We start from the raw sequence: 16,135 nt of genomic DNA on the forward strand, positions 1-16,135 counted from the left end.
GCGGTCAATTGACCGCGCCCACCTGTTCAACGTGCAACCTTGCGAGCCGTCGAATCGGTCATGCCTTCGACGCGCTTTTGTCGCTCAGGAATAACAACAAAAGGCGGTCAGCCATGCTCAAACTCAAGCTCAAACATCCTAAAGTACGCCAGGCAGGACTTATTCTCTTCACTACTACCCTGCTATTGATAGTGCCCAACCTGAACAGGTTGTTTGGCTGATCCGCTACGCTTTCGGACAGTATGTAACTGTGCCACTATTTCCACTCGCACTGATGGAGATGGGTTCATGCGCCAATGGATTGCTGTTTTTGCGCTGGTCGGCAGCGTTGCTGCACACGCCGGCGTTGTAGATCAGGCAGCCGCCGTGGCTGCACTGAAGGAAGGGAAGCTGGCGATGGATATTCGTAGTCAGACCGACTACGAAGCAGGCTCGGTGCTGAATGCGGTGCGGGTTGACGACAGGCGACTGGTAAACCAGATGAAGCAGGTAATCGCCGACCGCAATGCGGTGTTCGTCATCTTCAGCAGTACTGACAGCAAGGCCGACAAGGCGCAGGAAAAACTAAGGGCCGCAGGTTACTTCAGCGTGATCAATGGCGGTAACTACGAAGAGTTGCACAATGCGCTTTACGACATCACTGACGACCCTGCCGAGTAAGCAACGGCCGGAGGATGAAATCCCGGCCGCCTGACCTTCACGTCCAGCGCATCATTGATGCTGTGTCTGAACCTGCACCCGGGTCTTCACCTTTGGCGTGCCGGTCATGGGCGAGACCACGACCTTGGCATGCATCTGCTCAGACCCGCCACCCCGGCGCATGCCGCGCACCGGGCAGGCATCCAGATAATCCAGCCCGACCGCCAGCTTCAAATGACGCTCGGGGATGGCCAACTGATTCGTCACGTCGAAGCTGTACCACGCGTCGTCAATCCACGCTTCGGCCCAGGCATGGCTGGACAGGTGTTCGCTGTCTTCACTGCACAGGTAACCGGATACATAACGCGCCGGCACGCCCATAGTGCGAGCGCAAGCCAGGAAGGCGTGAGTGTGGTCCTGACAGACACCCGAGCGTCCGGCAAACGCCTGAGCGGCGCTGGTGTCGACCTCCGTTGCGCCCTGGGTGTAAGTCATGTGCTGGTTGAGCGCATGCATCAGGTCGATCAAGGCCGTGCGGTCGGCGCGCTTGCGACACTCCGTGGCGGCGAAGCTGCGAATCGCCTCGTCCGGCTCCGTCAGCCGCGTGACGCGCAAAAACGGCAATGCCGATTGACTTTCATGCTCTGACTCACGCGTCTCGTCAATCTCGACCTGGCCACGCGCGCCGATGATGATCGCCTCGTGGGGCTCTTCAAGGCTTAACACGTGCAGGATATTGCCGAACGGGTCGATCTGCGCGCGCACCGGGCGCGGCAAGGTCAGTTGCCAGCTAAGCACTTGCTGACGCTCGCTGTCGTGAGGCGTCAGGCGCAGATACTGGATACTGGAACGCACCTGATCATCATAGTGATAGGTGGTTTCATGGCTTATAGAGAGTCTCATGCAGCCTCCAGATACGAAATGTGGATCGCATCACCCAGTTGGGCCAGCATTGGAATGAATTCGTTCAACCACTCGTGCAGGCCTTCCTCGAGGATCTCGTCGATGCTGGTGTAGCGCAATCTTGCGTCCATCTCGGCCGCCATGCGCTGCGCAGGACGACCGTTGACGCCTGGCAGGCTGGCCAGAATGACGTCCATTTCTTCCAGGCAGGCGCGCAACGAGCGCGGTATATCAGCCCGCAACAGCAACAGTTCGGCTACCTGACGCGCGCCTGGCGCATCGCGATAGACTTCGGTATACGCTTCGAACGATGACAGCGCACGCAGCAAGGCGCTCCACTGGTAATAACCCGCAGCGGAATTATCCGCCGCGGCATTGGCCTGTGGACCACGCAACTCGAGCATTTCGTAACGCGCGTCGAGCATCCGCATGGTGTTGTCGGCGCGCTCGATGAACGTGCCCAGACGAATGAAACGGAACGCGTCGTTGCGCATGATGGTGCCGTAGGTCGCGCCCCGGAACAGGTGAGAGCGCTCCTTGACCCATTCACAGAAGCGGCTCATGCCATAGCGGGTCAGCCCCTGCTGGGCGATGCCGCGAATTTCCAGCCAGGTGGAGTTGATGTTCTCCCACATGTCTGCGGTGATTCGGCCACGCACGGCATGCGCACTGGCCCTGGCGGCGCCCAGGCAGCTGTAGATGCTGGCCGGGTTGGTCGCGTCCAGCGCGAAGAAGTGCAGCATGCGCTCGGCATGCAGTTCGCCATGACGCTCGATATAGGTTTCCAGCGTGCCGGTGATCAGCAGCGGCATGGCTATTTCATCCAGCCCGTCGCCACGCCCGTCCTGAGGCATCAACGACAGCGAATAACTCACGTCCAGCATTCGGGCGAGGTTCTCCGCTCGCTCCAGGTAACGCGACATCCAGAAAAGATCCGAGGCAGTTCTACTTAACATTGACAGGCATCCTTAATCCTCGACCACCCAGGTGTCTTTGGTTCCGCCACCCTGAGACGAATTCACCACCAGTGAGCCTTCACGCAAGGCCACTCGGGTAAGCCCGCCAGGGACGACGCGGGTTTCGCGACCGGACAGAACAAAGGGGCGCAAATCGATGTGTCGCGGGGCAATGCCGTTCTCGACAAATGTCGGACAGGTCGACAGGCACAACGTAGGCTGGGCGATATAGGCATGCGGCTTGGCTTTCAGGCGGGCCCGGAAAGATTCGATTTCAGCGGCCGTTGCAGCAGGGCCGACGAGCATGCCGTAACCGCCGGAGCCCTGGGTCTCCTTGACGACCAGATCGCCCAGATTGGCCAGCACATGCGACAGCTCTTCAGGCTTGCGGCACTGCCATGTCGGTACGTTCTTGAGAATCGGCTCTTCGTCGAGATAGAAACGAATCATGTCAGTGACATACGGGTAGACCGATTTATCGTCGGCAACGCCGGTACCTATGGCGTTGGCCAGCACCACATTGCCGGAGCGATAGGCAGCCAGCAGGCCAGGGACGCCGAGCATCGAGTCTGGGTTGAACGCCAGCGGGTCGAGAAACGCATCGTCAAGGCGGCGGTAGATCACATCGACAGCCTTGGGGCCATCAGTGGTCCGCATGAGCACGCGATCATCGCGGACAAACATATCCGCGCCTTCGACCAGCTCAACACCCATCTCGCGGGCCAGGAACGCATGCTCGAAAAAGGCGCTGTTGAAACGTCCGGGCGTCAGTACCACAACGCTCGGGTTGTCCAGATGGCTTGAGCTTTTGAGGGTGTCGAGCAGCAGATTCGGGTAATGATCAATGGGTGCAATACGTTGCGCCGAGAACAGCTCCGGAAACAACCGCATCATCATTTTGCGGTCTTCGAGCATGTAGCTCACGCCGCTCGGTGTGCGCAGGTTGTCTTCCAGCACGTAATAGGTGCCGTCTCCGTCGCGTACAAGATCGACGCCGGAAATATGCGAGTACAAATCGCGGTGCAGGTTCAGACCCTGCATCGCCAGCTGGTACTGCTCGTTGGCGAGCACCTGCTCGGCGGGAATTATGCCGGCCTTGATAATGCGTTGGTCGTGATAAAGATCGGCCAGAAACATGTTCAGCGCTTTGACGCGTTGAATGCAGCCGCGTTCGACCACCCGCCACTCACTGGCCGGAATGCTGCGCGGAATGGTGTCGAAAGGAATAAGCCGTTCGGTCCCCTGCTCATCGCCATACAGCGTGAAGGTGATTCCGGCACGGTGAAACAGCAGATCGGCTTCGCGCCTGCGTTGAGCCAGCAGCTCGGGAGGCGTATCACCCAGCCAGCGGGCAAACTCCCGATAGTGCGGGCGGACTATGCCGCCAGCATCGTACATCTCGTCATAAAAGGTGCGGATCATGCCGTACTCCTTGTCACCATGGACACCAAGACCTTCGCAAAGCCCGTGCCACCGGCATAAACGCTTTTTAATCAACGGGTTAGGTAAAAAACCACCATTGCTCGCACCATTCCTGTGCATTAAACGCTCTGGCTGATTCGTTTACGCTTCATTCGGAAGCATTATTGAATCGTGAAATCTATGATCGGCATAGTCAGAGTTGATTTCCGCCACCCATATTAGTTCGCCATACTCCCCGGCAACCGAGCAAACAGGGCGCCAGACACCCTTTTTGTATCACGCATCATGTTCAGGCACCGCCTGCAGATTCTAAACAGACTTCCCTTTGAGCCACTCGATTGAGTGGCTTTTTTTTGACCACAGCAAGTGTTGCCTGACCTGGCCAGAGCCCAAAAACAAGACCGGCCGACGCGGAAAGCATTCCGAATCGGCCGGTCAATGTCTTGCATTCCGACCGAAATGCCTCAGGCATGCAGTCTTCTGATTTCCTGTGTAACGCCCCAGCCTTCGACCTCACCATCCATTGGCGAAATAACCGCCTGGAAGTCCTGCTCGAAGTCACCGATACCGTCATAAGTGGCGTACATCACTTTGCTCAATTGCAAATGCCAGGCACCGTCGTCACGTACGTTTATCTGGGTATTGAGGGATTCGCCGCGAAATTGCTCTGCAGCCTGCCGAGCCCGTTCCTCATCCGGGAAAATGGCATAAAACTCGATGGGGTAAATGCGCGCGAAATCGAAGCCGCCTTCTTTCATGCGGCGCAGTACGTTACTGCTGATGTCCTCTTGATAGGCTGTGCTCATGAAACGTCCTCCTATGCAACGATAGATAGAGTTTCAACTCTTCCAGAGCGACCACCTTGGAGAGGGCCGCCTCACGACAGATAATCCGACGTGGGGAATCAAGCATGTAGCTGACCAGGCCGGGCGCGTGTGCAGGCCGGGTATCGAGATGTCAGAGGTCATTCGAATGACCTCATATGCAGAGTAGCCCTATCGCGGGCCGGATGCCAAGTGGTTGGCACGAAAAGGTTTTTGAGCAACCAGCGGTCAGCTCATTTCTGTAATGGAAATGATCTCTACGCTGTTATGGTCCTTCAGCGTCTTTACAGTAGGTTCAGCAGTGCGGCCGTCCAGATCATTGAGATCAAGTTCATCGGTCATCGGGTAAAGGCCCTTGCGCAGCATCTGCGCAACCTCTTCCTCGCTGGGACGGGCTGCAAAATCAGCCTCAAGGCGCTGCTGCACGCCGTCCTTGTCCAGATACAAAATGGCCCACTGTTTCATCAACGCCTCCAGAACGAAGCCGGGCACTCCGGCTTATCTCATAAGGACATTTCCAGCCCCTCATTCGTTCCAACGGATTAGTGCCGGACCCGCGCGAACAGCAGGCAAGAAAAAAGACCCTTGCAGTGCATGCCAAGGGTCTTTTTCATGGGTGACAGGACTCGTCGGCTTGGCGAGTCTGTCTCCGTCAGTTGCGGTTTTTGCTGGCCTCTACACCGGCTGTGTTGTCCAGCAGGCTTTTGGTTGCAGTCTGCAGGAAGCTTTCCAGCTTGTGCTTGAGTTCCTGAGTGTCTGGAGCGTCAGGCACTTCTTCTGCGTGCGGGTTAGCGCCCAGGGTGTAGGTCAGCAATTTGGCCGGCATCTCGGTCGGCTCGATCAGGATGCGGTTGCCACTGACAATGGCCACCACCTGCTCGCTGCCCGATGGCTTGATGACGCCGAAACCCTTGTCGCCTTCCGGCAGGTTCAGCAGATCGCGCCCCCAGCACTGGTTGCGGTTCTGGCCACCCAGACGACCCATGATGGTCGGCACCACGTCGACCTGAGTACCCACGGTACTGCTGCGCTGACCGAACTTTTCCTGCACACCAGGACCGATCAGCAGCAACGGAACGTTAAAGCGGCCCAGGTCCATTTCGGTCAGTTGCTTGTTGTTACCGAAACCATGATCACCCAATACAACGAACAGGGTGTTCTTGAAGTACGGCTCTTTTTTGGCCTTCTCGAAGAACTGGCCCAATGCCCAGTCGGCATAGCGCATGGCAGTCAGGTGCTCATCCAGCGAACCATGCCCGGTCACGCGCTCGACCGGCAAGGGATCAGGCAGTGCGTACGGCGTGTGGTTGGACAGGGTTTGCAGCAGAGCATAGAACGGCTTGCCATCCTGCCGGGCTTTCAATTCCTGCGCACCACGGTCGAACATGTCCTGATCGGACACACCCCAGGTCGGATCGGAGAAAACCGGATTGACGAAGTCTTCGCGACCGACAAAGTTGGTCATGCCCTGGTTACTGAAGAACCCCGACTGGTTATCCCAGGCAAAGTTGCCGTTGTAGACGTACACGTCGTCGTAGTTGCGCCCTGCGCTCAGCAGCTGCGGCAGGCCCGACAGCTTGTGGGCACCTTCAGGGGTTTGCATCAGGTATTCGAAACCCGGCAGGTTCGGGAAGCATGCCATGGTGGCGAACATGCCCTGGTGGGTGTGCGTGCCATTGGAAAAGAAGTGATCGAACAGCAGGCCTTCCTTGGAGAGTTTGTCGAAGTACGGCGTGATATTGGCATCGCTGCCCAGCGCGCCCACCGAATGACCGGCGAAGCTTTCCATCAGAATTACGACGACGTTGCGGATCGGCAGCGTGTTTTCGGCCGGCGGCGTGAAGTCGCGACGCACGGCGGCAATGTCAGGCTCGACCAGCTTGTCGTGGGGGGTCAGCAACATGTCGCGCACGGTCTGCTGCGCCTGATCCTGAGGCAGCGTGGCTTTCCAGATATTGTCGCGATCCTCGGACATACGGCTTTTGGCCGCAGTGATAAGAGTCAGCGTACCGTTCAGCCCCAGCTGGTTGGCAAAGTTCGATTCGGTGGTATATGCATCACCCCAACGCAGCGGCGGACCTTGGCGCAGGGTGCCGCGAATGCACACCACCATGACCAACAGCACCAGCACGAAGACGCCTGTGCGCATATACCAGGGCGCAACAGACGCCACTGTGTGGGTGCCCGTCGTGGTGACGTGGCGTGGGCGCGTGATGCGGTCGATACCCTTGAACACCAGACTCAACAGCCAGGTTACCGCAGCCCAGGCCAGCAGGTACCGGACCACAGGGAAGCCGTACCACAACATGCTCAGAACGGTCTTTGGATCTTCCTTCACGTACTGAAACACCAGGCCGTTCAGGCGCTGGTGAAACTCGCGATAGAAGTCCATTTCCATCAGGCCCAGGAACAGCGTGATGCTGCCGACCAGGGTCAGCCAGAAACGGAAAAAGCCGCGCGCCGACATGGCCCGGGCGCTGAACAGCGACAGCACCAGCGGAACGAGCAGATACATTGTCAGGCGCAGGTCGAAACGCATGCCGTTGAACAGCGCCTCAACGAACGTCGAGGCTGGCGTGTCGCCAATCATCTCGCGGTTGTAGACCAGCAGACCAATGCGCAACAGGGTGTACATCACCATCAGGGCGAAGCCGCTGAGCAGGATGTACGCCAGATGCGATTTGACAGTCGGGTTTTGCAAGCGGGCTTGCCGATGAATCTGGGCGTCCGTTTTGGCCATGGTTGTCAGGATCCGGTGGATTCAGAAGTAGGTTCAGTGGTGCAGCGACGCCCTCCTCTCGGGACGGCGGCGTGCAGCAGGGCGCAGATATTACTTGATTGCGGGGCGCCTGGGGCCAGGTCCGCCCGTGAAGGCGCACACCTGTTCAGTTTCGCGCGCAATTCTGGGACAGAACGTGTGAAATTTCTGTCGCCAGAAGCGCGCCCAAGAGCCACTCAGGTGGTGCTTCAGACGTTCAGGCCTTGGCGCGCCGCAGGCCGGTCAGTCGTTGCTGGCCTTGTTCACAGCCTGCAGCACGTACTGTGGCAGGGCGAACGCGCCGATGTGAACTTCAGGGTTGTAATAGCGCGTAACAATCCCGCTGCCCGAAAAACGCTGACGCAGGGTTTCCAGCGGCAGTTTCCGGTAGCTCTTGTCGGTCGCCCCCCAGGCAAAGGTCATTGCCCCGCCGATGTAGGTCGGGATGGCTGCCTGATAGAAATGCCAGTCGGCAAACAGACCGTTCATGCGACCAGCAGTGGTCTGCACACCGCTCAACTGCATGAACGGCGTGCCGTTCTGAGTGACCAGAATGCCGCCTTCGTTCAGGCAGCGATGGCAGGCCTGATAGAAGTTTTCAGAAAACAGCACTTCTCCTGGGCCGATCGGATCGGTGGAATCGGAAATGATGACGTCGAACTTCTCTTCAGTGGTAGCGACGAAGCGCATGCCGTCATCGATGACCAGATTCAGACGGGAATCATCGAAGGCACCGTTGGAGTGATTGGGCAGAAACTCCTTGCACATCTCGACCACTGTGGCGTCGATCTCGACCATGGTGATGTGTTCGACTGTCAGGTGCTTGGCAACTTCGCGCAGCATGCCGCCGTCGCCACCACCGATGATCAGCACACGCTTGGCTGCACCGTGCGCCAGAATCGGAACGTGAGTGAGCATCTCGTGGTAGATGAACTCATCCGCTTCGGTGGTCTGGATGACGCCGTCCAGCGCCATCACGCGCCCCATGCGCGGGTTCTGGAAGATCACCAGATGCTGGTGCTCGGTACGTACTTCGTGAAGCATTTTTTCCATACGAAAGCGCTGGCCGTAGCCTTCGTACAACGTTTCCTGATAATCGCTCATGGGTAAGCTCCCGCTGGGTACTGATGACAGGACGGCCGACCGCCCACAACAAAAGCGCGCATTCTACGTCGAGGAACATGACAGGTCGAACCTCTCTGTCGTCAGGCTGCCATGAGTGGGGCGCAGATGCCTCGGCCCGAAAACGAAAAAACGCCTGACTACGCGAGTAATCAGGCGTTTCATGCCAGCCTGCTGGCGTGTCAGATACGCACGTTGCCGCGCGGCCCCAGGATTGCCCAGATGATCAGGCCCACTACAGGCAGCAGTACAATCAGCAACACCCAGAGAATTTTCTTTCCGGTTTCGGCGCCGCTTTTCAAAACATTGATGATAGCCCAGATATCGAGCACCAGAATGATCAGGCCGACCAGGCCATTGAAGCTAGAACCCATGGTGTTGCCCCTAAGATGAATGCTTGCCTTCCTAGGATAGTCGCGCCGTTCGGGGGTTCCGTTGAACCAACCTTATATTCTCGGGCTCCCAATCGGGGCGAAGCTGTTTTTTCGCTTGCCATCGCGTCCACTTCTTCCAAAGGTAGTTCTTTTCATGTCGACACCCGCACAACCCCGCACGCCTTGGGCCACGTGGTTTAACCACTTGCAGAACAGCCCGCTGGTAAGCCTGGGTTTCGCGCTCGCCCTGCTGATCGTTATCGGACTGGTCGGCATCAGTGTTTACAACGCCTTTTACGGCACCAGTCAGGTCAACTTCAATCATGCGCTGATGGGGGGCACCGCAGGGTTTCTGGCCACAGCATTGGGCGCAGTCATGGCGGTTGCGCTGAAAAACGTTTCGCAACGCGCCCAGGACATCATGCTCGGTTTCGCCGCAGGCATGATGCTGGCTGCCAGCTCGTTTTCATTGATCCTGCCAGGCCTCGAAGCTGCCCGGGACATCACTAACAGCGGCCCCGGGGCAGCGGCGACGGTGGTAGCCGGGCTAGGGCTTGGCGTGCTGTTGATGTTGGGCCTGGACAGGTTCACCCCGCACGAGCATGAAAGTGTAGGACGGCAAGGGCCGCATTCGGAGCGCATCAACAGGGTCTGGTTATTCGTCCTGGCGATTACGCTGCATAACCTGCCTGAGGGCATGGCGATCGGTGTGAGTTTCGCCAGCGGCGATATGAACGTAGGCCTGCCGCTGACCACCGCCATTGCAATTCAGGACATCCCCGAAGGCCTGGCAATCGCCCTCGCCCTTCGTGCCACCGGGCTGTCGGCCTTCAAGGCAATGCTGGTAGCCATTGGTTCCGGTTTGATGGAGCCACTGGGCTCTCTGGTAGGCCTCGGTATTTCCAGCGGCTTCGCGATCGCTTATCCACTGAGCATGGGCCTGGCCGCAGGCGCAATGATCTTCGTGGTGTCCCATGAAGTCATTCCGGAGACGCATCGCAACGGCCATCAGACCTCGGCGACGCTGGGACTGATGGGCGGTTTTGCCGTCATGATGTTTCTCGATACAGCCCTGGGCTAACCGCGCAGTGCCTGCAGTGCTGGCGCGGCATGGATGCCCGCCAACGCTGTCAGCTCAAGCACACGCGCTTCGTCACGTCCATAGACCAGCACCGCCTGTAATTCGTCATCCAGTGGCTGGCTGAAATTCATCAGCACGTAGCCGCCCATATCCTTGTTCATGCTGCTCAGCTGAATCTGAATTCGGTTCAGGGCGACCAGAGGCTCGCCCTTGGCCAATTGCTTCGGCTTGATGTTGAACGTCACATCCTTGCCGAATGACTGAACAATCTGCTCGAACAGCTGCATGTAGTTGTCGGCCTGAAACAACACAGTCTCCGGCAGACTGCCGACCACCACCCACTCGCCCAGGGCGATCGGAAACGTGTCGTCGTAATTGATGTCGGGGTTGGCGGCCAGAAACGCCTGCGGGTCAGCGTAAGCCTGCGCCGCTTCATCAGCGATCTGCGCGATCTCGTCGTCGCCCATGCAGCCCGAGCTGACTTTGCTGATTAATTCGACCAGTGCGTCTTTCATAAAGGCAATCCTGCAGGGGCAAAAAAAGAGGCGCGAAGGATAACGGTAATTCCCTCGCGCCTCTATCTGCGCGTTCATGCCGCAAAGGTATGGGTATCAGGGCCGCGCAGGCTGCATACCCATTTTGCTCAAGTGCTGCACGGCAACAGTGGCGCCCATTGCCTGCGCAGCGTCCAGCGCATTGATGCCCTTGGCATCGCAAGCACGGAGGTCAGCGCCCTTGCTGATCAGGTAATCGACGATCTCGATACGATTGAACATGGCTGCCATCATCAACGCCGTGCGGCCATCGGCAGAGGCGGCATCCAGATCGGCACCTGCTTCGACCAGCAACTTGACGACGGTCAGATCACCCTTGAACGCTGCGCCTGCAATGGGACTCTGGCCGTTGTCGTTGCGAATTTCCGGATCGGCCCGGTGGTTCAGCAGCACCCGGACAGCATCTGCATGGCAGTGATAGCTGGCCAGCATCAATAGCGTATCGCCTTTGTGATTGCGCAGGTCTGCTGGCAGGCCCTTCTCGAGCAGGCGTTCCAGCATCACAGCATCGCCCTGACGAGCAACGTCGAAAACCTGTTCGGCGAAGGCAGCAGCCTCGTCTTCGGTCATCGTCTTGGGCGGGTTGGCGGTTGAATCGGTCATCAATGGCTCCTTGGCGCAAGGTACTCCGGGAATCCAGTGCTCCCGGCAGCGATAAAACAATGACCGCAAGACGCGCCAGCTGTTCGATCCGCTTTTTGGCCTCCAGCTTCAGAGGGTTGGTGTGTCCAGCAGTTCAATGACAGCGGGAACAACGAAGGCGCGAGCAGCTAACCGGCTTATCTGCCCGAAGCGCCGCCCCGCAAAACCCGCAAAATGCAGGGCGCACGATGGGTGTTCATGCAAAATGCACGAGACCTGAAATTTTCAAATATATTAAGCCATTGATTTTAAAGGAATAAATTGTAGTGCAAAGACTGGCACAGTCGCTGCAACAGTACTTGCAAGCTTGTTATCCCATGAGCAATGGAGCCGCCAAACATGACTTTTATTCAAGAAAAATTCGCTTCCGTATTCTCCGACTACACCGTTAACACCCAGCCGCGTCCGGACGGTGGTGTTTTGGTTTCGTTGCGCAGTGCCGAAGGCAAACAGATCCGTCGCTCGGTGTCCTATGCGCAGTTGCACACCCCGGTTCAGCTGGAATGGGTAATCAGCGCCATCCGCCGCGATCTGGCGGCACAGGCCAGTGAATTGCCAGCTATCTCGATGCTGCAAAGCCAGCATCGCTTTGACCTGCCGACTTATCACACACGTTGATTTTCTTTGCCGCCCTTTCCGGGGCGGCATGCCGTTGTACGCTCTCTCATCCCTTGTTTGTCGCGATTACGCATGTTTTCGCGGCTTTTTTTTGCCCGCGTTTTGATGTAGCAGGCTTGGCTGATCACCTGATCAGTCCGCGGCAAAGCGCTTCACCTACCGCCTGTGCCCGGTTCGCCACGCCCAGTTTTGAATAAATGGTCTTCAGGTGAAATTTGACCGTTGACTCAGAAACCTCCCGAATCATTGATATTTCCCAAGCGGTCTTTCCGTCTCTGGCCCACTGTAGAACTTCCAGTTCTCGGTGCGTTAAACCGCGGGAACTGAACTTCAACCCTCGTGCCACGCTGTGCAGCACAGGCATGAGACTGCTGATCAGGTATTTTTGTTCGGCGCTTATTGCACGTTCAATGTCACCCAAGGTGCATACCGAGGTGACGCTGTCTGCACCACGGCAGTGGTTAGTGTAACCATATGATACGGCCGGAAGCAGTTCGCAGGCATCAACCGCTTTTTTGTAGCAGGCTGATATCGGGTATTGCCTGAATGCATCCTGCCAGTTCACGAACCCTAACTCATGGTGATAACAGCGGATGACCGGGTCGTGCCTGATCAGCTCGTGTCGGCGATACGCCTCACCCCACGCATCGTTGACATTGGACGTGATGAAGGTCAGCAGCAACGGCCCCTTGAACTGGTAGAACATCGCGCGCTCACTGCTGCATTCACGCCGCAACCATTCGAGAGCATTCTCGATGGCAGTCTGGCCATCGAGTTCGGTAATCGTGCTCACCATTTGCTGTATCAGTAGATCCTTGGTCGCACTCTCTTTTATGGCACTGCACATCGCTGCCGCTCCCTCTGCGCCCCTGAGCCGGTACAGGTGTTGTCCGTGACTCAGGAAGTGATCGCGCAGAACTTACACGAATAAACGCGTCGAAAGACAACCGCCAGGACAAACAGAATCAACGCACTTTTGAACAGGAAAAGTCCCACTGTATGGCGGGATAAAGCTCACAAAAGTCAGCAGTCAATGTGCCAGCGCAGGTAGAAAACCGCGCAGTCAGCGGCATCAGGGCAATGCCGCTGGACAGAAGCATGGCCCGTCTGGATGACCAGCCTAGCTAGAAAGTGGCCGGATCGATGAGTGCAAAGCTCGCCACATTCTTGTGCCCAACCAGTGTTCCCCCGTCACGAACCAGACCGCAGGTGGCCATCCCCGCAGCTTTTGCTGCGTCCAGCTCTTCGACGATGTCCGAAAGGAACAGAACCTCTTGCGCGTCCTGGCCCATGGCGGCGGCAATCGTGCGGTAGGACTGCACCTCGCGCTTGGGGCCGGATGTGGTGTCGAAATAACCGCTGAACAGCCCTGACAGGTCGCCAGCTTCAGAGCAGCCGAAAATCAGCTGCTGGGCCTGGATCGAACCCGATGAGTAAACATAAAGGCTGTAGCCCTGCCGATGCCAGTGCTGCAGCGCTTCAACGGCGTCCGGGTAAACATGCCCCTTGAGCTGACCGGCGTTGTAGCCCTGCTCCCAGACCATGCCCTGCAGGGCTTTGAGCGGCGTGGCCTTGCGGTCTTCCGCTATCCACTCGAGCAGAATCGCGATGACTCGCTCGACATCGGCGTCAGGCTCTTCACTCTGCACCCGAACGGCTTCCAGCTGCGACGCTACCTGAGGTTGATCGGCATTTTTGCGGACAAAGTCAGGCAAGTGCGTTCTGGCGAACGGAAACAGCACGTCGAACACGAAACTGACCGCACTGGTCGTGCCTTCGATATCCGTGAGAACAGCTTTGATAGGCATCAGAAACGGGCTCCTGTCAGTCTTCCAGCCGTGGGAAACGACCAGCAATGTCTTCACCGGTGAAGTTCGCGACCCAGCCTTCGGGATTGTTGAAAAGTCGGATAGCAACGAAATGCGGGTTTTCACCCATATCGAACCAGTGCGGGGTACCGGCTGGCACAGAGATCAGGTCGTTCTTTTCGCACAGAACTGCGTATACGTAGTCGCCGATGTGCAGTGTGAACAGACCCCTTCCGGCCACAAAAAAGCGTACTTCGTCTTCACCGTGACGATGCTCTTCAAGAAATTTGGCGCGCAATTCGGCTTTCTGCGGGTGATCACTGTTCAGGCTGATGACGTCCACCGTCACGTAACCGCGCTCGTTCATCAGCCTGTCGATCTGCGAGCGATAAGCGTTGATCACTTCCTCTTGGCTGGCACCGGGGGTAATAGGGGTAGCCGCTTCCCATCGGTCGAACGCTACGCCCTGCTCGGCCAGTGTCGACGCGATGTCCTCCAGATGGGTCAGCACCTTGTTGGGAGTATCCGGGCTTGAAACGTGATAAACGGACAGGCTGCTCATGGCTGTAATCCTCGGTTTGGGGCAGCGCCCTCCGGCTTTTACAGGCCGGTCAGGCGTAACTACAGGTTAATACGTGTCTGGATTGACCCGACGTCGTCAACGGTTCATCACCGTACGCATTTTCAGCTCGCATTCGAACAGAAACTCGAATGCCTCGATCTGGCGCAATGCATCATTCATCCTTGCGCCCCATGTATAAAGACCGTGACCGCGAATCAGGTAGCCAGCGCAATCGGGGTGCGCGTCCAGCCACGGTTGCACTTTTGCGGCCAGACGGGCGATGTCCTGGTCATTGTCGAAAATAGGCACGACCACCTTGGACGCGTGGGTCACCACGCCATGAAAGGCCTTCTGCAGCTCGTAATCTTCAAACACCAGATGATCTGCAGCGATCAGCCTCGACAACACAGTCGCATTCACCGAATGGGTGTGCAGCACGGCTCCAACTTCTGGCCGGCAGTTGTAGAGCTGCGTATGCAGCAGTGTTTCGGCAGAGGGCTTCTTGCCGGGTTCCAGGCTGTTGCCTGCCATATCAGTGGCCAGCACATCATCAGGCCCCAACTGCCCTTTGTGTTTGCCGGACACAGTCAACAAGGCTTCGCTGGCCGACAGGCGCGCGGAGTAGTTGCTGCTGGTGGCTGGCGACCAGCCACGACCGTACAGGAATCGTCCTGCCTCGATGATGTCCTGACTCAGTTGTTCGCGGCTCATGCACCTTCCTCTTTCTTGGGTGTGACAATCATGACGGCTGCGGCAATGGCTGCAAGGCTGGCAATGGAAAATGTCCAGGCTGGCCCCAGCGCGTTCCAGCTGTAACCGGAGTACAAAGCGCCCAGCGCACCGCCAACCCCGGACAAGGCAGCATAAAGCGCCTGCCCTTGGCCCTGCTGACGCGGACCGAAACTACGTTGCACGAAATGGATGGCAGCAGCATGAAAGCTGCCGAACGTAGCAGCATGCATCACTTGCGCAACCAGCAGTGCAGGCAGGTGCTTGGCAAACAGGCCCAGCAAAAGCCAACGCAGCGCGGCCAGCAAAAAGCTTGCGAATAGCACCTGGCGCACTGAAAACCGCTGGAGGATGCGGCTCATGGCCATGAACATCAGCACTTCGGCCACCACCCCTACCGCCCACAACATGCCGATCAGACCACGGCTGTAGCCCAGCGCTTCCAGGTGCAAGGTCAGAAACGTGTAATACGGACCGTGACTGAACAGCATCAGCGCAACACTGATATAGAACGCCAGCACTCCAGGCCGCGCCAGCTGGCGAATAAACCCTCCGCCATCCGCTTCGCGGGTCGAGATGGGTGGCTGCGCATTGGGCACCCACCAGCTGCTGACGGCAATGCCAGCCATGATCGCCAGCAAGATATACGGAAACAGGTCGAGGCTGAAACGTTCGAACACTCGCCCCAGCAGCACCACCGCCAGAATGAAGCCGATGGAGCCCCATAGCCTGATCTGGCTGTAACGTGCGGCCTGGCCTTGCAGATGGGCAAGCGTGATGACTTCAAATTGCGGCAGGATGGCGTGCCAGAAGAACGCATACAGCGCCATGACCAGCGCCAGCCAGGCATAGGTTTTTTCAAGCAGAATCAGTGAAAACGCCAAGAGTGTGAACACTGCACCGAAACGCACGATCGCCAGGCGCCGCCCTGTGTAGTCGCCCAGCCAGCCCCAGACGTTGGGCGCCACACAACGCATCAGCATGGGGATGGCAATCAGCTCGCCGATCCGGGCGCTGGCAAAGCCGAGGTGGCTCAGGTAAAGCGCCATAAACGGCGCCGACGCCCCCAACAAGGCGAAATAACACACGTAAAACCCGGACAGCCTCCAGTACGGAAGCTGCCTGCCGGGGAGTGCTGTCACG

General features: G+C 57.7%; 19 protein-coding genes. 4 read left to right on the top strand and 15 right to left on the bottom strand.

Translation table 11 applies throughout. The annotated features are described in order from the left end of the window. Both ALO43_RS31120 and ALO43_RS08400 read left to right on the top strand, forming a co-directional pair. Positions 1-221 (top strand): hypothetical protein (locus ALO43_RS31120; RefSeq protein ID WP_054997369.1); only part of this gene is annotated, 221 nt, incomplete at its 5' end. A 67-nt stretch (positions 222-288) separates the two neighbouring features. Next, positions 289-660, top strand: a complete 372-nt coding sequence (locus ALO43_RS08400) for a rhodanese-like domain-containing protein (RefSeq protein WP_005887505.1) — start codon at positions 289-291, stop codon at positions 658-660. Positions 661-711: 51 nt separating this feature from the next. Here ALO43_RS08400 and ALO43_RS08405 read toward each other — a convergent pair whose 3' ends face one another. The 8 genes from ALO43_RS08405 to ALO43_RS08440 all read right to left on the bottom strand — a co-directional run bounded on the left by ALO43_RS08405 (position 712) and on the right by ALO43_RS08440 (position 8,998). Next, the gene (locus ALO43_RS08405) at positions 712-1,542 is read right to left on the bottom strand and encodes a transglutaminase family protein (RefSeq protein ID WP_005887504.1); all 831 of its coding nucleotides are present in this window, start codon (positions 1,540-1,542) and stop codon (positions 712-714) included. Next, entirely contained in the window at positions 1,539-2,498 is a 960-nt protein-coding gene (locus ALO43_RS08410) for an alpha-E domain-containing protein (RefSeq protein ID WP_005887503.1), read from the bottom strand. The genes ALO43_RS08405 and ALO43_RS08410 overlap by 4 nt, the downstream gene beginning before the upstream one ends. A gap of 12 nt (positions 2,499-2,510) precedes the next feature. Continuing rightward, complete coding sequence (locus ALO43_RS08415) at positions 2,511-3,920, bottom strand: circularly permuted type 2 ATP-grasp protein (RefSeq protein WP_054997370.1); 1,410 nt, start codon at positions 3,918-3,920, stop codon at positions 2,511-2,513. A gap of 464 nt (positions 3,921-4,384) precedes the next feature. Continuing rightward, on the bottom strand, positions 4,385-4,726 hold the full coding sequence (locus tag ALO43_RS08420; RefSeq protein ID WP_005887501.1) for a ribonuclease E inhibitor RraB: 342 nt from the start codon (positions 4,724-4,726) through the stop codon (positions 4,385-4,387). A gap of 246 nt (positions 4,727-4,972) precedes the next feature. Further along, complete coding sequence (locus ALO43_RS08425; RefSeq protein ID WP_005887500.1) at positions 4,973-5,209, bottom strand: hypothetical protein; 237 nt, start codon at positions 5,207-5,209, stop codon at positions 4,973-4,975. A gap of 187 nt (positions 5,210-5,396) precedes the next feature. Continuing rightward, positions 5,397-7,484, bottom strand: a complete 2,088-nt coding sequence (locus tag ALO43_RS08430; RefSeq protein ID WP_024670690.1) for an LTA synthase family protein — start codon at positions 7,482-7,484, stop codon at positions 5,397-5,399. 261 nt (positions 7,485-7,745) lie between these two features. After that, entirely contained in the window at positions 7,746-8,606 is an 861-nt protein-coding gene (gene speE, locus ALO43_RS08435) for a polyamine aminopropyltransferase (protein ID WP_005887498.1), read from the bottom strand. A 200-nt stretch (positions 8,607-8,806) separates the two neighbouring features. After that, positions 8,807-8,998, bottom strand: coding sequence for a PLDc N-terminal domain-containing protein (locus tag ALO43_RS08440; RefSeq protein ID WP_054997371.1), 192 nt, complete (start codon positions 8,996-8,998; stop codon positions 8,807-8,809). A 154-nt stretch (positions 8,999-9,152) separates the two neighbouring features. Here ALO43_RS08440 and ALO43_RS08445 point away from each other — a divergent pair, with 154 nt between their 5' ends. Continuing rightward, complete coding sequence (locus tag ALO43_RS08445) at positions 9,153-10,079, top strand: ZIP family metal transporter (protein ID WP_024670692.1); 927 nt, start codon at positions 9,153-9,155, stop codon at positions 10,077-10,079. On the opposite strand, the gene ALO43_RS08450 is transcribed toward ALO43_RS08445, so the two are convergent. Together ALO43_RS08450 and ALO43_RS08455 are read right to left on the bottom strand one after the other, a co-directional pair. Continuing rightward, positions 10,076-10,594 carry a hypothetical protein gene (locus ALO43_RS08450; RefSeq protein WP_005887496.1) on the bottom strand — a complete coding sequence of 173 codons (519 nt, stop codon included), beginning with the start codon at positions 10,592-10,594 and terminating at the stop codon, positions 10,076-10,078. The genes ALO43_RS08445 and ALO43_RS08450 overlap by 4 nt on opposite strands. Before the next feature lie 96 nt (positions 10,595-10,690). Beyond that, a complete protein-coding gene (locus ALO43_RS08455; protein ID WP_005887495.1) occupies positions 10,691-11,236 on the bottom strand; it encodes an ankyrin repeat domain-containing protein in 546 nt (181 codons plus the stop codon). A gap of 378 nt (positions 11,237-11,614) precedes the next feature. Here ALO43_RS08455 and ALO43_RS08460 point away from each other — a divergent pair, with 378 nt between their 5' ends. Continuing rightward, on the top strand, positions 11,615-11,893 hold the full coding sequence (locus ALO43_RS08460; protein WP_005887494.1) for a DUF3509 domain-containing protein: 279 nt from the start codon (positions 11,615-11,617) through the stop codon (positions 11,891-11,893). A gap of 124 nt (positions 11,894-12,017) precedes the next feature. On the opposite strand, the gene ALO43_RS08465 is transcribed toward ALO43_RS08460, so the two are convergent. The 5 genes from ALO43_RS08465 to ALO43_RS08485 form a co-directional block, all read right to left on the bottom strand. Next, a complete protein-coding gene (locus ALO43_RS08465; protein ID WP_024670694.1) occupies positions 12,018-12,740 on the bottom strand; it encodes a response regulator transcription factor in 723 nt (240 codons plus the stop codon). 277 nt (positions 12,741-13,017) lie between these two features. Further along, a complete protein-coding gene (gene mtnC / locus ALO43_RS08470; protein WP_054997372.1) occupies positions 13,018-13,701 on the bottom strand; it encodes an acireductone synthase in 684 nt (227 codons plus the stop codon). Positions 13,702-13,717: 16 nt separating this feature from the next. Continuing rightward, positions 13,718-14,263 (bottom strand): 1,2-dihydroxy-3-keto-5-methylthiopentene dioxygenase, encoded by a 546-nt coding sequence (locus tag ALO43_RS08475; RefSeq protein ID WP_005887491.1) that lies wholly within the window; start codon positions 14,261-14,263, stop codon positions 13,718-13,720. A gap of 96 nt (positions 14,264-14,359) precedes the next feature. Further along, entirely contained in the window at positions 14,360-14,974 is a 615-nt protein-coding gene (locus ALO43_RS08480; RefSeq protein WP_005887490.1) for a methylthioribulose 1-phosphate dehydratase, read from the bottom strand. Further along, positions 14,971-16,134 (bottom strand): MFS transporter, encoded by a 1,164-nt coding sequence (locus ALO43_RS08485; RefSeq protein ID WP_042931984.1) that lies wholly within the window; start codon positions 16,132-16,134, stop codon positions 14,971-14,973. Before ALO43_RS08485 ends, ALO43_RS08480 begins: the two co-directional genes overlap by 4 nt. Position 16,135 lies beyond the last annotated feature (1 nt).

It is taken from the genome of Pseudomonas tremae, from assembly GCF_001401155.1.
GTDB classification, from domain to species: domain Bacteria; phylum Pseudomonadota; class Gammaproteobacteria; order Pseudomonadales; family Pseudomonadaceae; genus Aquipseudomonas; species Aquipseudomonas tremae.

Coding starts and splice junctions, on each gene's coding strand:
- ALO43_RS08425 (WP_005887500.1), bottom strand. CDS start 5,209: ATGAAACAGTGGGCCATTTTGTATCTGGACAAGGACGGCGTGCAGCAG.
- ALO43_RS08410 (WP_005887503.1), bottom strand. CDS start 2,498: ATGTTAAGTAGAACTGCCTCGGATCTTTTCTGGATGTCGCGTTACCTG.
- ALO43_RS08455 (WP_005887495.1), bottom strand. CDS start 11,236: ATGACCGATTCAACCGCCAACCCGCCCAAGACGATGACCGAAGACGAG.
- speE (WP_005887498.1), bottom strand. CDS start 8,606: ATGAGCGATTATCAGGAAACGTTGTACGAAGGCTACGGCCAGCGCTTT.
- ALO43_RS08480 (WP_005887490.1), bottom strand. CDS start 14,974: ATGAGCCGCGAACAACTGAGTCAGGACATCATCGAGGCAGGACGATTC.
- ALO43_RS08400 (WP_005887505.1), top strand. CDS start 289: ATGCGCCAATGGATTGCTGTTTTTGCGCTGGTCGGCAGCGTTGCTGCA.
- ALO43_RS08415 (WP_054997370.1), bottom strand. CDS start 3,920: ATGATCCGCACCTTTTATGACGAGATGTACGATGCTGGCGGCATAGTC.
- ALO43_RS08405 (WP_005887504.1), bottom strand. CDS start 1,542: ATGAGACTCTCTATAAGCCATGAAACCACCTATCACTATGATGATCAG.
- ALO43_RS08430 (WP_024670690.1), bottom strand. CDS start 7,484: ATGGCCAAAACGGACGCCCAGATTCATCGGCAAGCCCGCTTGCAAAAC.
- ALO43_RS08475 (WP_005887491.1), bottom strand. CDS start 14,263: ATGAGCAGCCTGTCCGTTTATCACGTTTCAAGCCCGGATACTCCCAAC.
- ALO43_RS08450 (WP_005887496.1), bottom strand. CDS start 10,594: ATGAAAGACGCACTGGTCGAATTAATCAGCAAAGTCAGCTCGGGCTGC.
- ALO43_RS08420 (WP_005887501.1), bottom strand. CDS start 4,726: ATGAGCACAGCCTATCAAGAGGACATCAGCAGTAACGTACTGCGCCGC.
- ALO43_RS08460 (WP_005887494.1), top strand. CDS start 11,615: ATGACTTTTATTCAAGAAAAATTCGCTTCCGTATTCTCCGACTACACC.
- ALO43_RS08445 (WP_024670692.1), top strand. CDS start 9,153: ATGTCGACACCCGCACAACCCCGCACGCCTTGGGCCACGTGGTTTAAC.
- ALO43_RS08465 (WP_024670694.1), bottom strand. CDS start 12,740: ATGTGCAGTGCCATAAAAGAGAGTGCGACCAAGGATCTACTGATACAG.
- ALO43_RS08440 (WP_054997371.1), bottom strand. CDS start 8,998: ATGGGTTCTAGCTTCAATGGCCTGGTCGGCCTGATCATTCTGGTGCTC.
- mtnC (WP_054997372.1), bottom strand. CDS start 13,701: ATGCCTATCAAAGCTGTTCTCACGGATATCGAAGGCACGACCAGTGCG.